This is a genomic window from Micromonospora sp. NPDC005174 (assembly GCF_040608495.1).
GTDB lineage: Bacteria > Actinomycetota > Actinomycetes > Mycobacteriales > Micromonosporaceae > Micromonospora.
The window spans coordinates 21,681-40,320 of the sequence record NZ_JBEXIJ010000047.1 but is presented as its reverse complement, the minus strand read 5'-3'; the positions used below and the strand labels follow the sequence as shown (position 1 = coordinate 40,320).

The 18,640-nt window shown below is 71.6% G+C and carries 13 protein-coding genes and 1 pseudogene; 8 read left to right on the top strand and 6 right to left on the bottom strand.

The genetic code is table 11. The features are described 5' to 3' along the window. Positions 1 to 140 precede the first annotated feature (140 nt). On the bottom strand, positions 141 to 827 hold the full coding sequence (locus ABZU91_RS31010) for a hypothetical protein (protein WP_355248271.1): 687 nt from the start codon (positions 825 to 827) through the stop codon (positions 141 to 143). Positions 828 to 896: 69 nt separating this feature from the next. Here ABZU91_RS31010 and ABZU91_RS31005 point away from each other — a divergent pair, with 69 nt between their 5' ends. Genes ABZU91_RS31005 through ABZU91_RS30995 form a run of 3 tightly spaced genes read left to right on the top strand, consistent with a single transcriptional unit; the run spans position 897 to position 5,334 of the window. Then, positions 897 to 3,515, top strand: coding sequence for a valine--tRNA ligase (locus tag ABZU91_RS31005; protein ID WP_355248269.1), 2,619 nt, complete (start codon positions 897 to 899; stop codon positions 3,513 to 3,515). Further along, positions 3,512 to 4,846 carry a folylpolyglutamate synthase/dihydrofolate synthase family protein gene (locus tag ABZU91_RS31000; protein WP_355248266.1) on the top strand — a complete coding sequence of 445 codons (1,335 nt, stop codon included), beginning with the start codon at positions 3,512 to 3,514 and terminating at the stop codon, positions 4,844 to 4,846. Before ABZU91_RS31005 ends, ABZU91_RS31000 begins: the two co-directional genes overlap by 4 nt. After that, entirely contained in the window at positions 4,843 to 5,334 is a 492-nt protein-coding gene (locus ABZU91_RS30995; RefSeq protein WP_355248264.1) for a DUF4233 domain-containing protein, read from the top strand. The genes ABZU91_RS31000 and ABZU91_RS30995 overlap by 4 nt, the downstream gene beginning before the upstream one ends. A 30-nt stretch (positions 5,335 to 5,364) precedes the next feature. Here ABZU91_RS30995 and ABZU91_RS30990 read toward each other — a convergent pair whose 3' ends face one another. After that, complete coding sequence (locus tag ABZU91_RS30990; protein ID WP_355248261.1) at positions 5,365 to 6,855, bottom strand: VOC family protein; 1,491 nt, start codon at positions 6,853 to 6,855, stop codon at positions 5,365 to 5,367. A gap of 142 nt (positions 6,856 to 6,997) precedes the next feature. On the opposite strand from ABZU91_RS30990, the gene ndk reads away from it, so the two are divergent. Next, positions 6,998 to 7,423, top strand: a complete 426-nt coding sequence (gene ndk / locus ABZU91_RS30985; protein ID WP_355248259.1) for a nucleoside-diphosphate kinase — start codon at positions 6,998 to 7,000, stop codon at positions 7,421 to 7,423. Positions 7,424 to 7,434: 11 nt separating this feature from the next. Here ndk and sigJ read toward each other — a convergent pair whose 3' ends face one another. From sigJ to ABZU91_RS30970, 3 genes are all read right to left on the bottom strand, one after another. Further along, positions 7,435 to 8,310, bottom strand: a complete 876-nt coding sequence (gene sigJ, locus ABZU91_RS30980) for an RNA polymerase sigma factor SigJ (protein WP_355248256.1) — start codon at positions 8,308 to 8,310, stop codon at positions 7,435 to 7,437. Beyond that, positions 8,307 to 8,750, bottom strand: coding sequence for a carboxymuconolactone decarboxylase family protein (locus tag ABZU91_RS30975; protein WP_355248254.1), 444 nt, complete (start codon positions 8,748 to 8,750; stop codon positions 8,307 to 8,309). Before ABZU91_RS30975 ends, sigJ begins: the two co-directional genes overlap by 4 nt. A gap of 92 nt (positions 8,751 to 8,842) precedes the next feature. Next, positions 8,843 to 9,961 (bottom strand): acyltransferase, encoded by a 1,119-nt coding sequence (locus ABZU91_RS30970; protein WP_355248274.1) that lies wholly within the window; start codon positions 9,959 to 9,961, stop codon positions 8,843 to 8,845. Between the two features lie 144 nt (positions 9,962 to 10,105). Between ABZU91_RS30970 and ABZU91_RS30965 the strand changes: the two are divergent. From ABZU91_RS30965 to ABZU91_RS30955, 3 genes and pseudogenes are all read left to right on the top strand, one after another. Then, positions 10,106 to 10,462 (top strand): annotated as a pseudogene (locus ABZU91_RS30965) (alkaline phosphatase D family protein); the annotation flags it as partial. Positions 10,463 to 10,832: 370 nt separating this feature from the next. Continuing rightward, positions 10,833 to 14,006 carry an isoleucine--tRNA ligase gene (gene ileS, locus ABZU91_RS30960; RefSeq protein ID WP_355248251.1) on the top strand — a complete coding sequence of 1,058 codons (3,174 nt, stop codon included), beginning with the start codon at positions 10,833 to 10,835 and terminating at the stop codon, positions 14,004 to 14,006. A 98-nt stretch (positions 14,007 to 14,104) separates the two neighbouring features. Next, complete coding sequence (locus ABZU91_RS30955) at positions 14,105 to 14,794, top strand: lysophospholipid acyltransferase family protein (RefSeq protein ID WP_355248248.1); 690 nt, start codon at positions 14,105 to 14,107, stop codon at positions 14,792 to 14,794. Positions 14,795 to 14,948: 154 nt separating this feature from the next. On the opposite strand, the gene ABZU91_RS30950 is transcribed toward ABZU91_RS30955, so the two are convergent. Next, on the bottom strand, positions 14,949 to 16,436 hold the full coding sequence (locus tag ABZU91_RS30950) for a hypothetical protein (protein WP_355248245.1): 1,488 nt from the start codon (positions 16,434 to 16,436) through the stop codon (positions 14,949 to 14,951). 157 nt (positions 16,437 to 16,593) lie between these two features. Here ABZU91_RS30950 and ABZU91_RS30945 point away from each other — a divergent pair, with 157 nt between their 5' ends. Next, positions 16,594 to 18,624 (top strand): TIGR03960 family B12-binding radical SAM protein, encoded by a 2,031-nt coding sequence (locus ABZU91_RS30945; RefSeq protein WP_355248242.1) that lies wholly within the window; start codon positions 16,594 to 16,596, stop codon positions 18,622 to 18,624. Positions 18,625 to 18,640 lie beyond the last annotated feature (16 nt).

Below are 18,640 nucleotides of genomic sequence, written 5' to 3'. Positions count from 1 at the left end.
CACCCCACCTGCCCAACCCCATCCCCCGTTGATCATGAAGTTATTGCCGCGACACGCCGACAGCAATGGCAATAACTTCATGATCAACCATGAGGGGTGGGGTGGGGGTGGCGGCTGGTGCTGTCGGGGTCGGGGTTGGGTCAGTCCCGGGTCTGCATGCCGTCGCGGAGGTCGCGCAGCAGGGAGCCGGCGTCGGTGACCGACCTGCCGGGGAACATCGCCATCACCACGCTGCCGTGATCGGCCCAGCCGCACACCGCGAAGTCGCCACCCTCACCGCTGGTGCTGCCGCACCTCATGACGCCGCCCAGGTCGCCGGCGGGCACGTCCCGTAGGCCGGTCACCGCGCCGGTCTCGTCGGACATCAGGCCGAAGAGGCTGTTCAAGTCGCGCTCGGGCTGCCACAGCAGGGTGGTGCCGCCGAAGACCAGCACCGAGCGCTTGTCGTCGGCCGGGTCGCGGTAGACGGTCCCGAAACTACGGTCCAGGTCGATGTCGGCGGCCAGGCCGCTGCGCAGGTAGTCCGCCGTGCTCTTGGCCCGCTCGCTGTCGTCCCGCGTCAACCCCGCCACCTGCTCGGGTGAGGTGAGCCGGGTGTCCTTCTGCTGTGCCACACGCCATCCGCCGACCCCGAACACGCCCGCCCCCGCGAGACCGACCACCAGCGCGACCGTCCAGCCGATCTTGCGACGCCGGGACCAGCCACCGGAGCGCTCGTCGGGGTCGCCGCCGGTGTCCCGAGTGCTCAGCTGAATCGGCTCCTCGGTCAGTTCGACCGGCTCGCGGCTGTGGTCGAGCGACCGCTCGGTGAGATGTGCGTCGGACATAGCCGACACCGTACGCGAACGAGAGGTGGCGCACGTCAGGTCTGCGGAAGCCCTCCGTAGACTTGTCAGGTGACCGAGAGACTGGATGCCCGACGCCCCGACGCCCCGACCCTTGCCGGCCAGTACCAGCCCGGCGAGGTAGAGCAGCGACGGTACGAGCAGTGGGTAGCCGCTGGGCACTTCCGGGCCTCCGCCGACAGCGACAAGCCCCCCTTCACCATCGTCATCCCGCCGCCGAACGTCACCGGCTCCCTGCACATGGGCCACGCGTTCGAGCACACGCTCATGGACGCGTTGACGCGGCGTAAGCGGATGCAGGGCTTCGAGGCCCTGTGGCTGCCCGGCATGGACCACGCCGGCATCGCCACCCAGAACCTGGTGGAGCGCCAGCTCGCCGCCGAGGGCCTGTCCCGGCACGACCTCGGCCGGGAGAAGTTCGTCGAGCGGGTCTGGCAGTGGAAAGCCGAGTCCGGTGGCGCGATCCTCGGCCAGATGCGCCGCCTCGGCGACTCCGTCGACTGGGACCGCGAGCGCTTCACCATGGACGCCGGCCTCACCCGTGCCGTCCAGACGATCTTCAAGAAGCTCTTCGACGACGGCCTCATCTACCGGGCCAACCGCATCATCAACTGGTGTCCGCGCTGTCTGACCGCGCTCTCCGACATCGAGGTGGAGCACACCGACGACGACGGTGAGCTGATCTCCATCCGCTACAGCGACGAGGTCGTGGTGGCCACCACCCGGGCCGAGACGATGCTGGGCGACACCGCCGTGGCGGTGCACCCCGACGACGAGCGCTACCAGCACCTGATCGGCACCGAGGTGGAGCTGCCGCTCACCGGCCGGCGAATCCCGATCGTCGCCGACGCGCACGTCGACCCGTCCTTCGGCACCGGCATGGTCAAGGTGACGCCCGCCCACGACCCGAACGACTTCGAGATCGGCCAGCGGCACGACCTGCCCGCGCTGACCGTCATGGACGAGCGTGGCGTGATCACCGTGCCCGGCCCGTTCGAGGGGCTGGACCGGTTCGAGGCGCGGCCCGCGATCGTGGCCGCGCTGCGCGAGCAGGGCCGGATCGTCGCCGAGAAGCGCCCGTACGTGCACGCGGTGGGGCACTGTTCGCGCTGCAAGACCACGGTCGAGCCGCGGCTGTCGTTGCAGTGGTTCGTCAACACCGCCCCGCTCGCGCAGGCCGCCGGTGACGCGGTGCGCGACGGTCGGGTCCGCATCGAGCCGGCCGAGCTGGCCAAGCGCTACTTTGCCTGGGTCGACAACATGCACGACTGGTGCATCTCCCGCCAGCTGTGGTGGGGGCACCGCATCCCGGTCTGGTACGGCCCGGCGGGCGAGATCGTGTGCGTCGGCCCCGACGAGACGCCGCCGACCGGTGAGGGCTGGCACCAGGACGAGGACGTCCTGGACACCTGGTTCTCCAGCGGCCTGTGGCCGTTCTCCACCCTCGGCTGGCCGGCAGAGACCCCGGACCTGGCGAAGTTCTACCCGACCAGCGTGCTGGTCACCGGTTACGACATCCTGTTCTTCTGGGTCGCCCGGATGATGATGTTCGGCCTCTACGCGATGGACGGCCGGCCGCCCTTCGACGTGGTCGCGCTGCACGGCATGGTGCGCGACCAGTTCGGCAAGAAGATGTCGAAGTCGTTCGGCAACGTGGTCGACCCGCTGGACTGGATCGACAGGTACGGCGCCGACGCCACCCGGTTCACCCTGGCCCGGGGCGCGAACCCCGGCCAGGACGTGCCGGTCAGCGAGGAGTGGTGCCAGGGCTCGCGTAACTTCTGCAACAAGTTGTGGAACGTCACCCGGTTCGCGTTGATGAACGGCGCGCACACCACCGGTGAGCTGCCGCCCGTCGAACAGCTCTCCACCGTCGACCGCTGGATCCTGTCCCGGCTGTCGCACGTCACCGCCGAGGTCGACGAGCAGTTCGAGGCGTACGAGTTCGCCAAGGTGTGCGACCTGCTCTACCACTTCGCCTGGGACGACGTCTGCGACTGGTACGTCGAGCTGAGCAAGCCGGTGCTCGCCGAGGGCGGTGAGCGCGCGGAGGCCAGCCGTCGGGTGCTCGGGCACGTGCTCGACCAGCTGCTGCGGCTGCTGCACCCGGTCATCCCGTTCGTCACCGAGGAGCTGTGGCTCGCGTTGACCGGCGGCGAGACGGTGCAGGCTGCCGCCTGGCCGGTGGCCGACCGGTCGCTTGTCGACGACGCCGCCGAGGCCGAGCTGGTCGGCGTGCAGCGGGTCGTCACCGAGATCCGCCGGTTCCGTTCCGACCAGGGGCTGCGCCCGACGCAGCGGGTGGCGGCGCGCCTGGACGGACTGTCCGGCGCGGGTATCGCTTCGCACGAGCCGCTGATCCGGTCGCTGGTCCGCCTGGACCCCGCCGGTGACGACTTCCAGGCCAGCGCGACGCTGGCCATGCCCGGCGCGGTAGGTGTCGCGTTGGACACCCGGGGGTCGATCGACGTGGCCGCCGAGCGGGCCCGGCTGACCAAGGACCGCGCGGCCGCCGAGAAGGAGGTCGCGCAGGCCCGGGCGAAGCTCGACAACCCGGCCTTCGTCGGCAAGGCCCCCGAGCCGGTCGTCGCGAAGATCCGCGACCGACTCGCCACCGCCGAGGCCGACCTGGTCCGGATCGACGCTGCTCTGGAGACGCTCACCTCGTGACCGACCGTACCGATTTCGCCGCCGCCGAAGCCGAGCTGAACGCCCGCGGTTTCACCCGCATGGTGTTCGAGCTGGACCGCATCGAGTCGCTGCTCGACCTGCTCGGTAGTCCGCAGCGGGCCTACCCGTCGATCCACCTGACGGGCACCAACGGCAAGACCTCCACCGCGCGGATGATCGACTCTCTGCTGCGGGCCTTCGGCCTGCACACCGGCCGGTACACGAGTCCGCACCTGGAGACCGTCCGGGAGCGGATCAGCCTGGACGGCGAGCCGGTGAGCGAGGAACGGTTCGCCGCGGTCTACGGGGAGATCAAGCCGCTGGCGGAGCTGGTGGACGCTCGGTCCGACGAGCCCCTGACGTACTTCGACATGACGACCGCGCTGGCGTTCGCCACGTTCGCCGACGCGCCCGTCGACATCGCGGTCGTCGAGGTGGGACTCGGCGGCGCCGAGGACGCCACGAACGTCATCCAGGCCGGGGTTTGCGTGATCACCCCGATCGGCCTCGACCACACCGAGTGGCTCGGCGACACGCTCCAGGACATCGCGCTGGCCAAGGCCGGCATCATCCACCCCGGCGCCACCGTGATCTCCGCGGCTCAGGAGGAGGAGGCCACGCGTCCCCTCCTCGAACGCTGCTCCGAGGTGGGTGCCACCATCGCCCGTGAGGGTGCCGAGTTCGGCGTCCTGAGCCGGGCGGTCGCCGTCGGCGGCCAGGTGCTCAGACTGCAGGGTCTCGGTGGCGTCTACGACGACGTGTTCATCCCGCTGCACGGCGCGCACCAGGCGCAGAACGCGGCGGTGGCGCTCGCCGCCGTGGAGGCGTTCCTCGGGGCGGGGGCCCGCCGGCAGCTCGACGTCGAAGCCGTCCGGGAGGGGTTCGCCGCGGCCAGCTCCCCGGGTCGGCTGGAGCGGGTCCGCAATGCCCCGACCGTCCTGCTGGACGGCGCGCACAACCCGCACGGCATGGCGGCGACCGTGACCGCTCTCCAGGAGGAGTTCGCGTTCAGCAAGCTGGTGGCGCTGGTCGGCGTCCTCGCCGACAAGGACGCGAGCAGCCTGTTGGAGCTGCTGGAGCCGGTGGCCGACGTCGTGGTGGTCACCCGCAACAGCTCGCCACGGGCGATGCCGACGAAGGAGCTCGCCGCGCTCGCCGTCGAGATCTTCGGCGAGGAGCGCGTCGAGGTGGCCGAGGAGGTGCCGGACGCGATCGAGCTGGCGGTCGCGCTGGCCGAGGAGGACGTCCCCGGTGAGCTGAGCGGAGTCGGTGTCCTGGTCACGGGTTCGGTGGTCACCGTGGCTGACGCCCGCCGGCTCCTGAAGCGATGACCGGCCCCGAGCGCGACCCGCGCGCCACCGACGACCCGACCGGCCCGTCGCACGGCGAGGCAGGTCCGTCGCACAGCGAGGCGGGCCCGTCGCGCGACGAAGCGGGTACGCCCGGATCGCCCGTGGGGGAGTCGGAGGCCGGACAGGTGCGGCGCTCCGGGCTGCGTAACCCGCAGGGCGCCGCCCGGGGCCTCGGCGCCGGCACGCTCGGCCTGGAGGCGCTGGTACTGCTGCTGGCCATCCAGCCGATCCGGGTGGTCGGCGGTGACCTCGGCGGCGCCGCGATCGCCGTGGTGGTGGCCCTGGCGGTGGCCGCCATCCTGCTCGCCGGGTTGATGCGCCGCCCCTGGGCGTGGCACGCCGGCACCGTGCTGCAGGGCCTGCTGATCCTGGCCGGGCTGCTGCACTGGTCGCTGCTGGTGTTGGGCATCATCTTCGCGCTGGTCTGGGCGTACGCGCTGCACGTCCGCCGGGTCATCCTCGGCTGACGCCCGACCCGGTTGAGTGATCCGGCCGGGTCAGGCGTCGGCGCGTTCGCGCCACTGGGTCAGGGCGATGCCGTGGCCGTCCGGGTCCCGGAAGGCCGCCGCCCACACCTCCAGCTTGCTGCCCCGGTTGACGACCCTCGGGGCGTACGTGAAGCGGACGCCGGAGTCGCGCAGCCGCCTGTACGCCGCCTCGATGTCGTCCACCTCGAGGTTGACGTGCACGAGCCGGCGGCTGATCGGTGCCGCACCGGTGACCTCGCGCAGCACCAGCCGGGTCGTGCCGAAGGCGAGCACCGCGTTGCCGGTGCCCTGGTCGACCTCGGTGAAGCCGAGCATGTCGCGGTAGAAGCCGAGCGACCGGGACAGGTCGGTGACCAGCAGGGTCAGGCCGACGCCGCTGATCGGGCCGGCCGGGTCGGTCGCCGACGCCCCGTCGTACCCGAAGATCGCCTCGTCCAGGGACTCGGCCGTGACGGTCTCGCGGGCCGCTCCGGCCGGGGTCGGCTCGTCCAGTGGCAGGTCCAGCGGGTCCAGCGGATCCGCGGCGGCCGGACCGGTCCGCTGCGCCGGCGGGGTCTCGGTGGCCCGGTCGGGACGGTCCGAGGTGGCTGCGGTCCGGGCCCCCGCCGCCGCGGCGACGTGGTCGACGCCGGGCTCGCCGACGCGGTCGTGGCCCGTGTCGACAGGGTCGGCGCCGGGCTGGTCGAAGTGCTCCTCGGCCGCCGGGCGGGGTGCGGGAGTGGCCCGCCGAGGCAGTCCGGCGCCGGTCTGCTGCTCGACGACGACGCCTTCGAGGACCACCGGGCCGCCGGGGGCCTGGCTCACCACCACCGGCTCGCGCTCGTCGGGGGCCCGGTCGTCGCGCAGGGGATCGGGGCCGCGCGGGTCGCGGAACGGGTCGCCGCCGCGCGGATCGCGGAACGGATCGGGGCCGCGCGGGTCGCCGAACGGGTCGCCGCCGCGCGGATCGCGGAAGTCGTCGTCCGGCGCGCGGTCCGCCCACGGCGGGGCGTCCTGCTCGATCAGCACCTCGTCCACGGGGTCGATGTCGCCGAACTCGGGCGGGAGGTCCGCGACGGCCGCGGCGGTCTCGGCGTGGGTGGGCACCTCGTCCCAGAGGACCTTGATGTGCCGCTGGTCGTCGAGAGCGACCCGGATGGGCAGGGTCTGGCCCAGCGACGGCCACTTGGAGACCGGCACCCGCGGCTCGATGATCTTCTTGGATCGGGGTGGCAGGCCGGGCGCGTCGATGACGAGTTGCAGCTCGCACCGGCCGAACGCGTACTGGGTGGGTGGCTCGGAGGCGCTGTGCACGTGCGCCACGCCGACGACCCAGGTGCGCCCGCCGCCCTTCACCGTGGCCAGTGCGATCGCCAGCACCAGCAGGGCGACACCGAGGGCGACGATGGCCCAGCTGGTCATGCCCAGCCCGAAGAGGACGACGAAGGTGGCCACGGTGCCGAGCACCGTGCCGACCAGCTTGCGTACCGGCGCGATGGGCCGGTTCCCGCCATTCGCCACAGTGGACCTCCCGGGGGTCAGGGCCAGGCTAGGCCGGATCGGCCACCGGTGGAAAGACCGGCCGCCGCGCCGGCGCCGGGACCGGGTCGCTACGCTGACCGTACCGACCCCGAGCGTTCTGCGCGTACAGGAGGAACCCAGCGTGTCCAGCAACAGCCCGGAAGAGCGCAGCCTCGTGCTGATCAAGCCCGACGCGGTCCGCCGCGGTCTGGTCGGCGAGGTCCTCTCCCGCTTCGAGCGCAAGGGGCTGCGGATCGACGCGATGGTGCACCGGACGATGGACGCCGCGCTCGCGGACGCGCACTACGCCGAGCACGTCGACAAGGCGTTCTATCCCCCGTTGAAGGACTTCATGACCGGTGGCCCGCTGGTCGCCCTGGTCCTCTCCGGCGACCAGGTCATCGACGTGGTCCGTGGGTTGGTCGGCGCGACCGACGGCCGCAAGGCCGCCGCCGGCACCATCCGCGGTGACCTGTCGCTGTCCAACCGGGAGAACCTGGTGCACGCCTCCGACTCGCCGGACAGCGCCAAGCGCGAGATCGCGCTCTGGTTCCCCGAGCTGGGCTGACCGCGTCGGGTTCAGTCGACCGGCGGTAGCTTCTCCGGGTTGCCCACCACGTAGATCCCGGTGATCCGACCGGCGGCGGCGGTGACGGTCATCGTGTAGCGGCCGCCGTCGCCGCGGGTGAGCAGGATGGCGGGTTCGCCGTTCAACTCGACCCGCCGCGCCGTCCACTCGCGGCGTGGGCCGTAGATCCCGGCGTAGAACCGGGCGACCCGGTCCGCACCGCGCACCGGGTTGCGCGCGGAACGCACTCGACCTCCACCGTCGTTCCACGCCGTGACGTCCGCGGCCACCAGACGGGTGAGCGTCGCCAGGTCGCCGTCGCGGGCGGCGGCGAGGAACGCCTCCAGCAACCGTTCACGTTCCGACCGGCTGGCCGTGAAACGGCGGTCGTCCTGGTGTACGCGTGTGGTCGCCCGGTGGTGCAACTGCCGACAGTCCTGCGGGGTCCGGTCCAGGATCTCCGCGATCTCGGCGTACGGCATGTCGAACGCGGTGCGCAGGACGTACACGGCGCGCTCCGGGGGCGTGAGCCGTTCCAACACGTGCAGCAGCGCGGTGGACAGCGAGTCCCGCAGCTCCACGCGGTCCAGCGGGCCGAACGGCGAGGGCTCGGTCGGCACCGGTTCGGGGAGCCACGGTCCGACGTACGTCTCGCGGGCCGCCTGCCGGGACCGCAGCCGGTCCAACGCGAGCCGGGTCACCACCCGGGACAGGTAGCGGCGCGGCTCGGCCACCGTCGAGCGGTCCACGCCCAGCCAGCGCAGGTACGCCTCCTGGAGCACGTCCTCCGCGTCGTGCCGGCTGCCGAGCAGCCGGTAGGCGAGCCCGAGCAGCATCGGCCGGTGCGCCTGGAGCGCACCGGCCGCCTCTGCCGCCTCGGTCGTCACACCTGTGCCGGGGGCTCCGTGTGCGTCGTCACGGCGATGCGATTCCACACGTTGATTGTGGCGATCGCGAGGACCAGGTCGGCCAACTCCTTCTCCGACCAGACCTTCGCGGCGGCGTCCCACACCTCGTCCGACACGCCGTGCTCGCCGAGCCGGGTCACCGCGTCGGTGAGCGCCAGCGCGGCTTGCTCCCGCTCGTCGAACAACGACGGCGCCTCCCGCCAGGCGGCCACCGCGAACAGCCGCCGGCTCGACTCGCCGGCGGCGAGGGCGTCGCGGCTGTGCATGTCCACGCAGTACGCGCAGCCGTTGAGCATCGACGCCCGCAGCTTGACCAGCTCCAGCACGGTGTGGTCGACGTTCGCCTGGACGTACTTCTCCAGGCCCGACACGGCCTGGTATCCCTGCGGCGCGACCTCGAAAAGCTTCATCCGTTGCACAGCAACCTCCTTGATCGGTTCGACACCGCTACGACGGTCCGATCCGGCCGCGCTGTGACAACCGGGGCTATGAGCCCGGTCACTCGGCTGGGTCAACCGCGGGTCGCGGGGACGGTGTCCGGGAGCACCTCGCGGGGGCGCGGGATCCGGACGAGACCGTCGACGTCGCCGGGAAGGCGGTCCTGGTCGCGGGGTGCGGGTCGGGACACTCGTGCCGCCAGGTCGCGGCCCACCTTGATCATCGGTAGCTCGACCCAGCGGTAGAGCACGTCCGCGAGGACCAACGCCACCACGACGGCGCCCACGAAGATAACGGTGCTGTGCCGCCCCAGCGCGGGCAGCAGCCCGACCGCCGCGTGCGCCGCGATGGACTGGACCAGGTACATCGAGTACGACCGTTCGCCCACGAACACCAGCGGCCGCAGCCCCAGCACACGGGCCGGGACGCTGCGCGACAGCAGAGCCGGCAGCAGCAGCGCGGCGGCCGCCGCGTAGCTGCCGATGAGCGCCTCCTGGCCGAGGCGGACCGGCCAGTACCGCACGGCCACCTGCACGGCGGCGAAGGCCACGATCACCACGCTGGCGGTGACCGGGTGGGTCAGCGGCCGGAGGAGGGCGAAGCCGCGCGGGTGGTGCATCAGCACGGCGGTCAGGCAACCGAGCAGGATCGCCACGTAGTGGATGGGCCAGCTCAGCCAGGCGATCTCCGGCGGGATCAGCGCGACGAGGAGCACGAGGAGCCCGAGGGTGACGGCGAGCCGGCGACGGAAGGTGCCGGTCACCAGCACGAAGGCGATCGCCGGCCAGAGCAGGTAGAACTTCTGCTCGATCCCGATCGTCCAGGAGTGCAGGTACGGGGCGTTGGCCGGCAGGAAGTCGTTGAGCAGGAGCAGGTAGTACGCCAGTGCGCGTTCGACCGCGTCGGCAGTGCCGTTGAGCCGGGCCAGCGCCCAGGTCAGCAGGAGCACGAGCAGGTACACCGGCATGATCCGGAAGAACCGCCGCAGGTAGAACGCGCGCAGCGAGACCCGCCCGTAGCGGTGCTCCTCCCGCAACAGCAGCGTCGTGATGAGGAAACCGGAGAGCACGAAGAACAGGTGTACGCCGATCCAGCCCGTCAACCAGGCCCAGGACGGGCCGCCGAAGTGGAAGGCGAAGACCATGACGGCCGCCACGGCCCGCAGGCCGTCCAGCGCGGGGAATCGACGCATGGCCTGGAACTCGTCGTGGTTGAGCGGACGCACCGGCGAAGTCTGCGCGAGCCGGTCACCGGGGTCAAGCCGCGCTGGTAGCCCGTTCGCGCCCTTCGGACAACAGGCGATCCGGCGCCCGTCACCCGGACCGCCGACCGCGGTCAGGGCGACCCGGGCGCGCCGGCCGGGCGTGAGCTGGAGTTCGCCGAGGTGCTGCGGGCCACCCATCGGGCCGGGGTCACCGGCATGGTCTTCCTCACGGCCGACGTGCACTATTCCGCCGCGCACCACTACGACCCCTCCCGTGCGGCGGTCGGCGACTTCACGCCGTTCTGGGAGTTCGTCTCCGGGCCGGCGCACGCCGGCGCGTTCGGCCCGAACGCCCTCGACGGCACGTTCGGTCCGCAGGCGGTCTTCGTGCACGCCCCACCGAGCGCGAACACCTCCCCGGCGGAGGGCTTCCAGCACTTCGGCGAGGTCCAGATCGACGGCGAATCCGGGGCCCTCCCAACCCCCTAACCCCCTCGGTCCCCTTCGGTTGATCATGAAGTTGTTGCCATGACACGCCGACCCGGACGGCAATAACTTCATGATCGACGGGGTGGGGTTTAGTCGGGGGCGGGGTGGGGGGTTGGTCTTGTATCGTTGTGCTTCGTATGGCGACGAACCGGCTATCACCGGTGAGCCTCCGGAAGAACAGCCGGGTAACCGGCCCAGTAGAACCGGACGGGTGCGGCCCGTCACAGCCGGCCAATGAGCGGGCGGTCGATCCTGACCGCCAAGCGGGGTGGTACCGCGGACCACCCGGGAGCGCCGTCGTCGGCGTACCCCGGAAGGTTCGTCCTCGCAGACCCACGTTGCGTGAGCTGCATGAGGAGAGCGACCCCCGATGGCCTATCCGTTGCACGACCCGACCGCCGCCGGTGTCCCGGCGAGCCCGGACCTGCCCGCGGTCGAGCGCCGGGTGCTGGAGCACTGGACGGCCGACAAGACCTTTGAGGCCAGCATCGAGGCCCGCCCGGCCGGCGACGACGGCACGAACGAGTACGTCTTCTACGACGGTCCGCCGTTCGCCAACGGCCTGCCGCACTACGGCCACCTGTTCACCGGGTACGTCAAGGACGTGGTGCCGCGCTACCAGACGATGCGCGGGCGGCACGTCGAGCGGCGCTTCGGCTGGGACTGCCACGGTCTGCCCGCCGAGGTGGTGGCCGAGAAGCAGCTCGGCATCACCAGCAAGGCGGAGATCATCGACCTGGGCGTGGCCCGGTTCAACGAGGCGTGCCGCACGTCGGTGCTGGAGTTCACCCAGGACTGGGAGCGGTACATCAACCGCCAGGCCCGCTGGGTCGACTTCACCAACGACTACAAGACCCTCGACCTGGACTACATGGAAAGCGTCATGTGGGCCTTCAAGACCCTGCACGACAAGGGTCTGATCTACGAGGGTTTCCGGGTGCTGGCGTACTGCTGGCGCTGCGAGACGCCGCTGTCGAACACCGAGACCCGGATGGACGACGTCTACCGGGACCGGCACGACCCGACGCTTACCGTGTGGTTCGGGCTGACCGCCGACGAGTCCGCCCCGGAGCTGGTGCGCGGGCCGGTCAAGCTGGGCGTCTGGACGACCACGCCGTGGACCCTGCCGTCGAACCTGGCGCTCGCCGTCGGGCCGGACATCGAGTACGCGGTGCTGGAACGCGACGGGGAACGGTTCGTGGTGGGCGCGGCGCGGGTGGCCGCGTACGCCAAGGAGCTGGACGGGTACGAGCAGGTCGGCACGGTGTACGGCCGGGACCTGGTCGGACGCCGCTACACCCCGCTGTTCGACTTCCTCGTCGAGCAGGCCGGCGAGAACGCGTACCAGGTGCTGGGCGCGGAGTTCGTCACCACCGAGGACGGCACCGGGATCGTGCACCTCGCCCCGGCGTTCGGTGAGGACGACCAGAACGTCTGCAACGCGGCCGGCATCCCCACCATCGTCACCGTGGACGACCACACGCGGTTCACCGCGCTGGTGCCGCCGTACCAGGGTGAGCAGGTCTTCGACGTCAACAAGCCGGTGATCCGGGAGCTGAAGGATCGGGGGGTGGTGCTGCGGCAGGACACTTACACCCACTCGTACCCGCACTGCTGGCGCTGCGACACCCCGCTGGTCTACAAGGCGGTGTCGTCGTGGTTCGTCGCCGTGACGAAGTTCCGGGACCGGATGGTCGAGCTGAACCAGGAGATCAACTGGACGCCCGGCCACATCAAGGACGGCTCGTTCGGCAAGTGGCTGGCGAACGCGCGGGACTGGTCGATCAGCCGGAACCGGTTCTGGGGCTCGCCGATCCCGGTGTGGAAGTCCGACGACCCGAACTACCCGCGCCTGGACGTCTACGGCTCGCTCGCCGACATCGAGCGGGACTTCGGCGTACGCCTGACCGACCTGCACCGGCCCGAGGTGGACGACCTGGTCCGCCCCAACCCGGACGACCCGACCGGTCAGTCGATGATGCGCCGGGTGCCGGAGGTGTTGGACTGCTGGTTCGAGTCCGGGTCGATGCCGTTCGCCCAGGTGCACTACCCGTTCGAGAACGCGGACTGGTTCGAGCACCACTACCCGGGTGACTTCATCGTCGAGTACATCGGGCAGACCCGCGGCTGGTTCTACACGATGCACGTGCTGGCCACCGCGTTGTTCGACCGGCCGGCGTTCCGCAACTGCCTGAGCCACGGCATCCTGCTCGGCTCGGACGGGCGCAAGATGTCCAAGAGCCTGCGCAACTATCCGGACGTCTACCACGTCTTCGACGCGTACGGCTCGGACGCGATGCGCTGGATGCTGATGTCCTCGCCGGTGTTGCGGGGCGGGGACATGGCGGTCACCGAGACGTTGATCCGCGACGCCGTGCGACAGGTGCTGCTGCCGCTGTGGAACGTCTGGTACTTCTTCTCGCTCTACGCCAACGCCGACGGCTACCGGGCCAAGCGGAGGACCGACGCTGAGCCGACCGGCGGCGGCGACGCCGCGGGCACCCTGCTCGACCGGTACATCCTGGCGAAGACGAACGAGCTGGTGTCGACGGCCTCCGCGCAGATGGACGCGTACGACATCTCGGGCGCGTGCGCCACCGTGCGGTCCTACCTGGACGCGCTGACCAACTGGTACGTGCGCCGCTCGCGGGACCGGTTCTGGTCCGGTGACGCGAACGCCTTCGACACGCTGTCGACCGTGCTGGAGACGCTCTGCCGGGTGGTGGCGCCGCTCGCGCCGCTGACCGCGGAGGAGATCTGGCGTGGGCTGACCGGGGAGCGCTCGGTGCACCTGACCGACTGGCCGGAGGCGAGCGAGTTCCCGGCCGACCACGACCTGGTGGCGGCGATGGACAACGTCCGGGCGGTCGCCTCGGCGGCGCTGTCCCTGCGCAAGGCCAAGGGGCTGCGCGTACGGCTGCCGCTGTCGACGTTGACGGTGGCCTCGCCGGCGGCGGAGCAGTTACGTCCGTTCGCCGACCTGATCGCCGACGAGGTCAACGTGAAGGCGGTGGAGTTCAGCGCCGAGCTGTCCGCGTACTGCGAGCAGGTCTTGACCGTGGTGCCGCGGGCGCTCGGTCCGCGCGTCGGCAAGCAGGTCCAGCAGGTGATCAAGGCGGTCAAGGCGGGCGAGTGGGAGTTGGTCGACGGCGCCCCGGTGGCGGCCGGCATCACCCTGGCCGAGGGCGAGTACGAGCTACGTCTCGTGGCGGCCGACGCCGAGCACTCGGCGCCGCTGCCCGGCGGCGAGGGCGTGGTGGTGCTCGACACCGAGGTCACCCCGGAGTTGGCCGCCGAGGGCCTGGCGCGCGACGTGGTGCGGGTGGTGCAGCAGGCCCGCCGCGACGCCGCCCTGGACGTGTCGGACCGGATCGTGGTGTCGGTGTCGGCGTCCGAGGAGGTACGCGCCGCGGTGGCCGCGTACATGGAGTTCGTGTCGGGTGAGGTGCTGGCCGACTCGGTCGACTTCGCCGAGGGCCTCGACGGTTTCGCCGGTGAGGTGGGCGAGGGCGAGCGGGTGACGGTCACCGTCCGTCGGTCGTAGGGCACGGACGCGAACGCCTCCACACCTGGTGTCTGCGAGGTGTGGAGGCGTCCGCTACCGTGACACCGCCTGTTCGCACCTCGTCTGCCGGAGGACCAGTGCCCCTGCTCTACACCATCGGCAAGCTCACCGTGGCGCCCGCGCTGCGGTTGGCGTTCCGCCCGGCCGTGGAGGGTCTGGAACACGTGCCGGAGACCGGCGGCGCTATCTTCGCGGGCAATCACCTCTCGGTGGCTGACGAGCTGTTCCTGGGCACGGTGGTGCCCCGGCACCTGGCGTTCTGGGCCAAGTCGGAGTACTTCACGGGCACCGGCGCGAAGGGCGCGTTCTCCAAGTTCGTCCTCACCGGTCTGGGCGCGATCCCGGTGGAGCGGGCCGGTGGTCGTGCCGCGTTGTCCGCGTTCGACGCCGCCATCCCGGCACTGCGGGGTGGTGACCTGGTGGTGGTCTACCCCGAGGGCACCCGCTCCCCGGACGGCAAGCTCTACCGGGGACGCACCGGTGCGGCCCGGCTGGCGATCGCCGCCGGCGTGCCGATCATCCCGGTGGGCACGGTCGGCACGGACAAGGCGCAGCCGATCGGCGCCCGGGTGCCCCGCCCCGGCACCGCCAAGATCACCGTCAAGTTCGGCAAGCCGCTGGACTTCACCGGCCGCCCGGACGACCGCGCCTCGCTGCGGCAGATGACCGACGAGGTGATGAGCGAGATCCAGAAGCTCACCGGCCAGGAGTACGTCCCGCGCTACGCCCCGAAGCGCGCCGACACCGATCCGGCCGGCGACGCCTGACCCGCGGCCCCTCTGCACGCGGGGCGCGACGCGTTTCGCGGGAGGCAGTCGCGTTGGACGGAGGTATACCTGTGAGACATATTTATGACTCACAGGTATACGGCTCTCCGGCGCAGGCCGTCCGGGTGACCTCACGCAGCGTCACGGACGCGGTTCAGCCTTGCTTGGGCTGGACGATCTGCGTGCGCAGGGTGTCCAGCAGCGTCGCGCTGTCGGAGAGGGAGAGCCGGGTGAACACCCCGGTGGCGATGCTGCCGTGGTCGACCGAGGTGCACACCACCACGTCGCCGCCGGTGGGCCGGCCGACCGCGCAGCGCTCGTAGCGACCCCGTACACCGGTCTGCACCGTCTCGGGCGCCTCCAGCGCGTAGCGGTCACCGAGTCGGGTGATCTCCTCGTCCGCGTCCGCCTCGGGAGTCAGTCGGAAGCCGGTGCCGCCGAAGACCGTCACCCGCTTGCCGTCCGCCGTCGCGTAGACGCCCGCGAAGGTGTCCTCGGCCAGCCAGTGCTCCTGGCGAACCTCGCTCTCCAACTGCTTTGCCGTCTCGGCGCTGCCGTCGTCCTGACGCAGGCTCAGATCGGCGACCTGCTCGGGCAGCGCGGCGCGGGCCGGGTACTGGGACGAGACCGGCAGACCGTAGTAGGCGGGGCACCCGCAGCAGCAGGCCAGGCTCAGCAACAGCAGCCAGGGCCAGCGACGCCGTCGGCGTGCCGGAGGGGGCGCGTACCCCTCGGGGGCCTCCCAGCCCGGCGGCGGCGTGGCCGACCGCCGGGCCCGGCGCTGCTTCGGCACCCGGGCCGGCGGTGCCGGGCGGACCGGCGCGGCGGGTCGGGCGGCGGTGGGTCGAGCCGCCGGGGCGGGTCGGGCCTGCGGCGGCGGGTAGGCGGTCGGCGGTTGGTGGGCGGTCGGCGGTTGGTGGGCGTGCGGCGGTTGATAGACGTGCGGCGGCTGGTGGGCCGGTGGCGGTGACACCGGGTGCGTCCCGACCGGCGGCACGGGCGGCACGGACCACTGCCGGGTGACCGGCGGGACCGGGTAGTCCAGCGTCGGCGGCAGCGGAGGCAGTTCGGCGGAGGGCAGGTCCCAGCCGCCGGTGTCCACCCCGGCCCACGGATCGACAGGGGCGCGATGCTCGGGCGCCTGCTCGGGCAGGGGCGGCGGTGGGGTCGGCTCGGCCGACTCGCCCCAGGCGCGACGGCGCGGCAGCGGGGGCGGCACCGGTGCGGACCCACTCCACCGGGGCGCGGGCGGCGCGGCGGGGGAGTCGGGGCTGTCGCCCGCGCGCTCCTGCGCCGTGGGCTCGGGCTCGGGCTTGGCCTCGGACTTGGCCTCGGGCGCGGACTTGGCCTCGGGCTCGGGCGTGGGCTCCTGGGCCGTCGGCTCAGGCGTCGCGTGGGACTCCACCTTGGTCGGATCCGGCGTGACGTCGGGCTCCGGCCTGGTCGGGTCCGGCGTGGTGCCGGGCTCCGGCGGGGTCGCCGCGGTGGGGTCGGCCGGGGGTGCCGGCTGGTCGGGGGCGGCGGGCTGGTCCGGTGGTACGGGTGGGGAGGTCGACTCGTCGGCGACCGCCGAGGCGTCGTCCGGTTCGGGGCCCGGGGTGCGCCCGTCGTCCGGCCGTGCTCCCGGCTGGGGCTCCGGCATCGCGGCAATCTCCTCTCGCGCCGGTCCGAGGTTAGTACCGTGCCGCCACCACCGCCGCCCGGGCACCGGGGCGACGGCGTCGGACCAGGGTCACCGACCGGGCCGCATCGTGCCGTGCGCGCGGTCACCGCCGGGCGGACGCGTACCCTTGGGCATCATGAGTGCCCCGTCCATGACGCCGCGCGCGGCCGCGACCAATTCGAGCGACGACTCCGGTTCGTCGCGTCCGACGCCGGGCCGCGACCTGGAGCCGTCGGTCTGGCCCCGGCTCGAGCCGTTGCTCCCGCAGATCTCCAAGCCGATCCAGTACGTCGGCGGTGAGCTGGGCGCGGTGGTCAAGGACTGGCACGCCGCGACGGTGCGCTGGGCGCTGATGTATCCCGACGCGTACGAGGTGGGCCTGCCCAACCAGGGTGTGCAGATTCTCTACGAGGTTCTCAACGAGCTGCCCGACACCCTCGCCGAGCGGACGTACGCCGTCTGGCCCGACCTGGAGAGCCTGATGCGCACGCACGGCGTGCCGCAGTTCACCGTCGACGCGCACCGGCCGGTGCGCGGGTTCGACGTGTTCGGCATCTCCTTCTCCACCGAACTCGGCTACACCAACATGCTCACGGCGATCGACCTGGCCGGCATTCCGCTGCTGGCCGCCGACCGCACCGACGCAGACCCGGTGATCGTGGCCGGCGGGCACGCCGCGTTCAACCCGGAGCCGATCGCGGACTTCATCGACGCCGCGGTGCTCGGCGACGGCGAGGAGGCCGTCCTGGAGATCACCGCGATCGTCCGGGAGTGGAAGGCCGAGGGCTCTCCGGGTGGCCGCGACGAGCTGCTGCTGCGGCTGGCCCGTACCGAGAGCGTCTACGTGCCGCGCTTCTACGACGTGGACTACCTCCCCGACGGGCGGATCCAGCGGGTCGTGCCGAACCGGGCAGACGTGCCGTTCCGGGTGCACAAGCGCACGACGATGGACCTGGACGCCTGGCCGTACCCGAAGAAGCCCCTCGTGCCGCTGGCCGAGACGGTCCACGAGCGGTACGCGGTCGAGATCTTCCGGGGCTGCACCCGGGGCTGCCGCTTCTGCCAGGCCGGCATGATCACCCGTCCGGTGCGGGAGCGGTCGATCACCACCGTCGGGCAGATGGTGCGCGAGGGCCTGGAGTTCTCCGGCTTCTCCGAGGTGGGCCTGCTGTCGCTCTCCTCGGCGGACCACTCCGAGATCGGCGACATGTGCTCGGGCCTCGCCCAGCAGTACGAGGGCACCAACGTTTCGCTGTCGCTGCCGTCGACCCGGGTGGACGCCTTCAACATCGACCTCGCCCAGGAGCTGTCCCGCAACGGGCGGCGTACCGGCCTGACCTTCGCCCCGGAGGGCGGGTCGGAGCGGATCCGCAAGGTCATCAACAAGATGGTGTCGAAGGAAGACCTGATCCGGACGGTCGTCACCGCGTACAGCAACGGCTGGCGGCAGGTGAAGCTCTACTTCATGTGCGGCCTGCCCACCGAGACCGACGACGACGTCCTCGAGATCGCCCAGATGGCCCATGAGGTGATCAAGGCTGGTCGGGCGGCCACGGGCTCCAAGGACATCCGCTGCACGGTCTCGATCGGCGGGTTCGTGCCGAAGCCGCACACCCCGTTCCAGTGGGCCGCCATGGAGCGTCCGGAGGTCATCGACCACCGACTCAAGATCCTCAAGCAGGCCATCAACAGCGACCGTTCGCTGGGCCGGGCGATCGGCTACCGCTACCACGACGGAGAGCCGTCGCTGATCGAGGGCCTGCTCTCCCGGGGTGACCGTCGGGTCGGCTCGGTGATCCGCAAGGTCTGGGAGAACGGCGGCCGGTTCGACGGCTGGAGCGAGCACTTCTCGTACCAGCGCTGGGTGGACGCGGCGGCCGAGACGCTGCCCGCGTTCGGGGTGGACCTCGACTGGTACACCACCCGGCAGCGCGACGGGCTGGAGGTACTGCCCTGGGACCACCTGGACTCGGGCCTCGACAAGGACTGGCTCTGGCAGGACTGGCAGGATTCGCTCAGCGAGTTCGAGCAGGACGACTGCCGGTGGACGCCGTGCTTCGACTGCGGCGTGTGCCCCTCGATGGACACGGAGATCCAGATCGGCCCGACCGGCAAGAAACTTCTGCCCCTGACGCCGATCACCCCCCTGAAGACCCCCGCCTCCTGACCCGACCCCGGGGGGC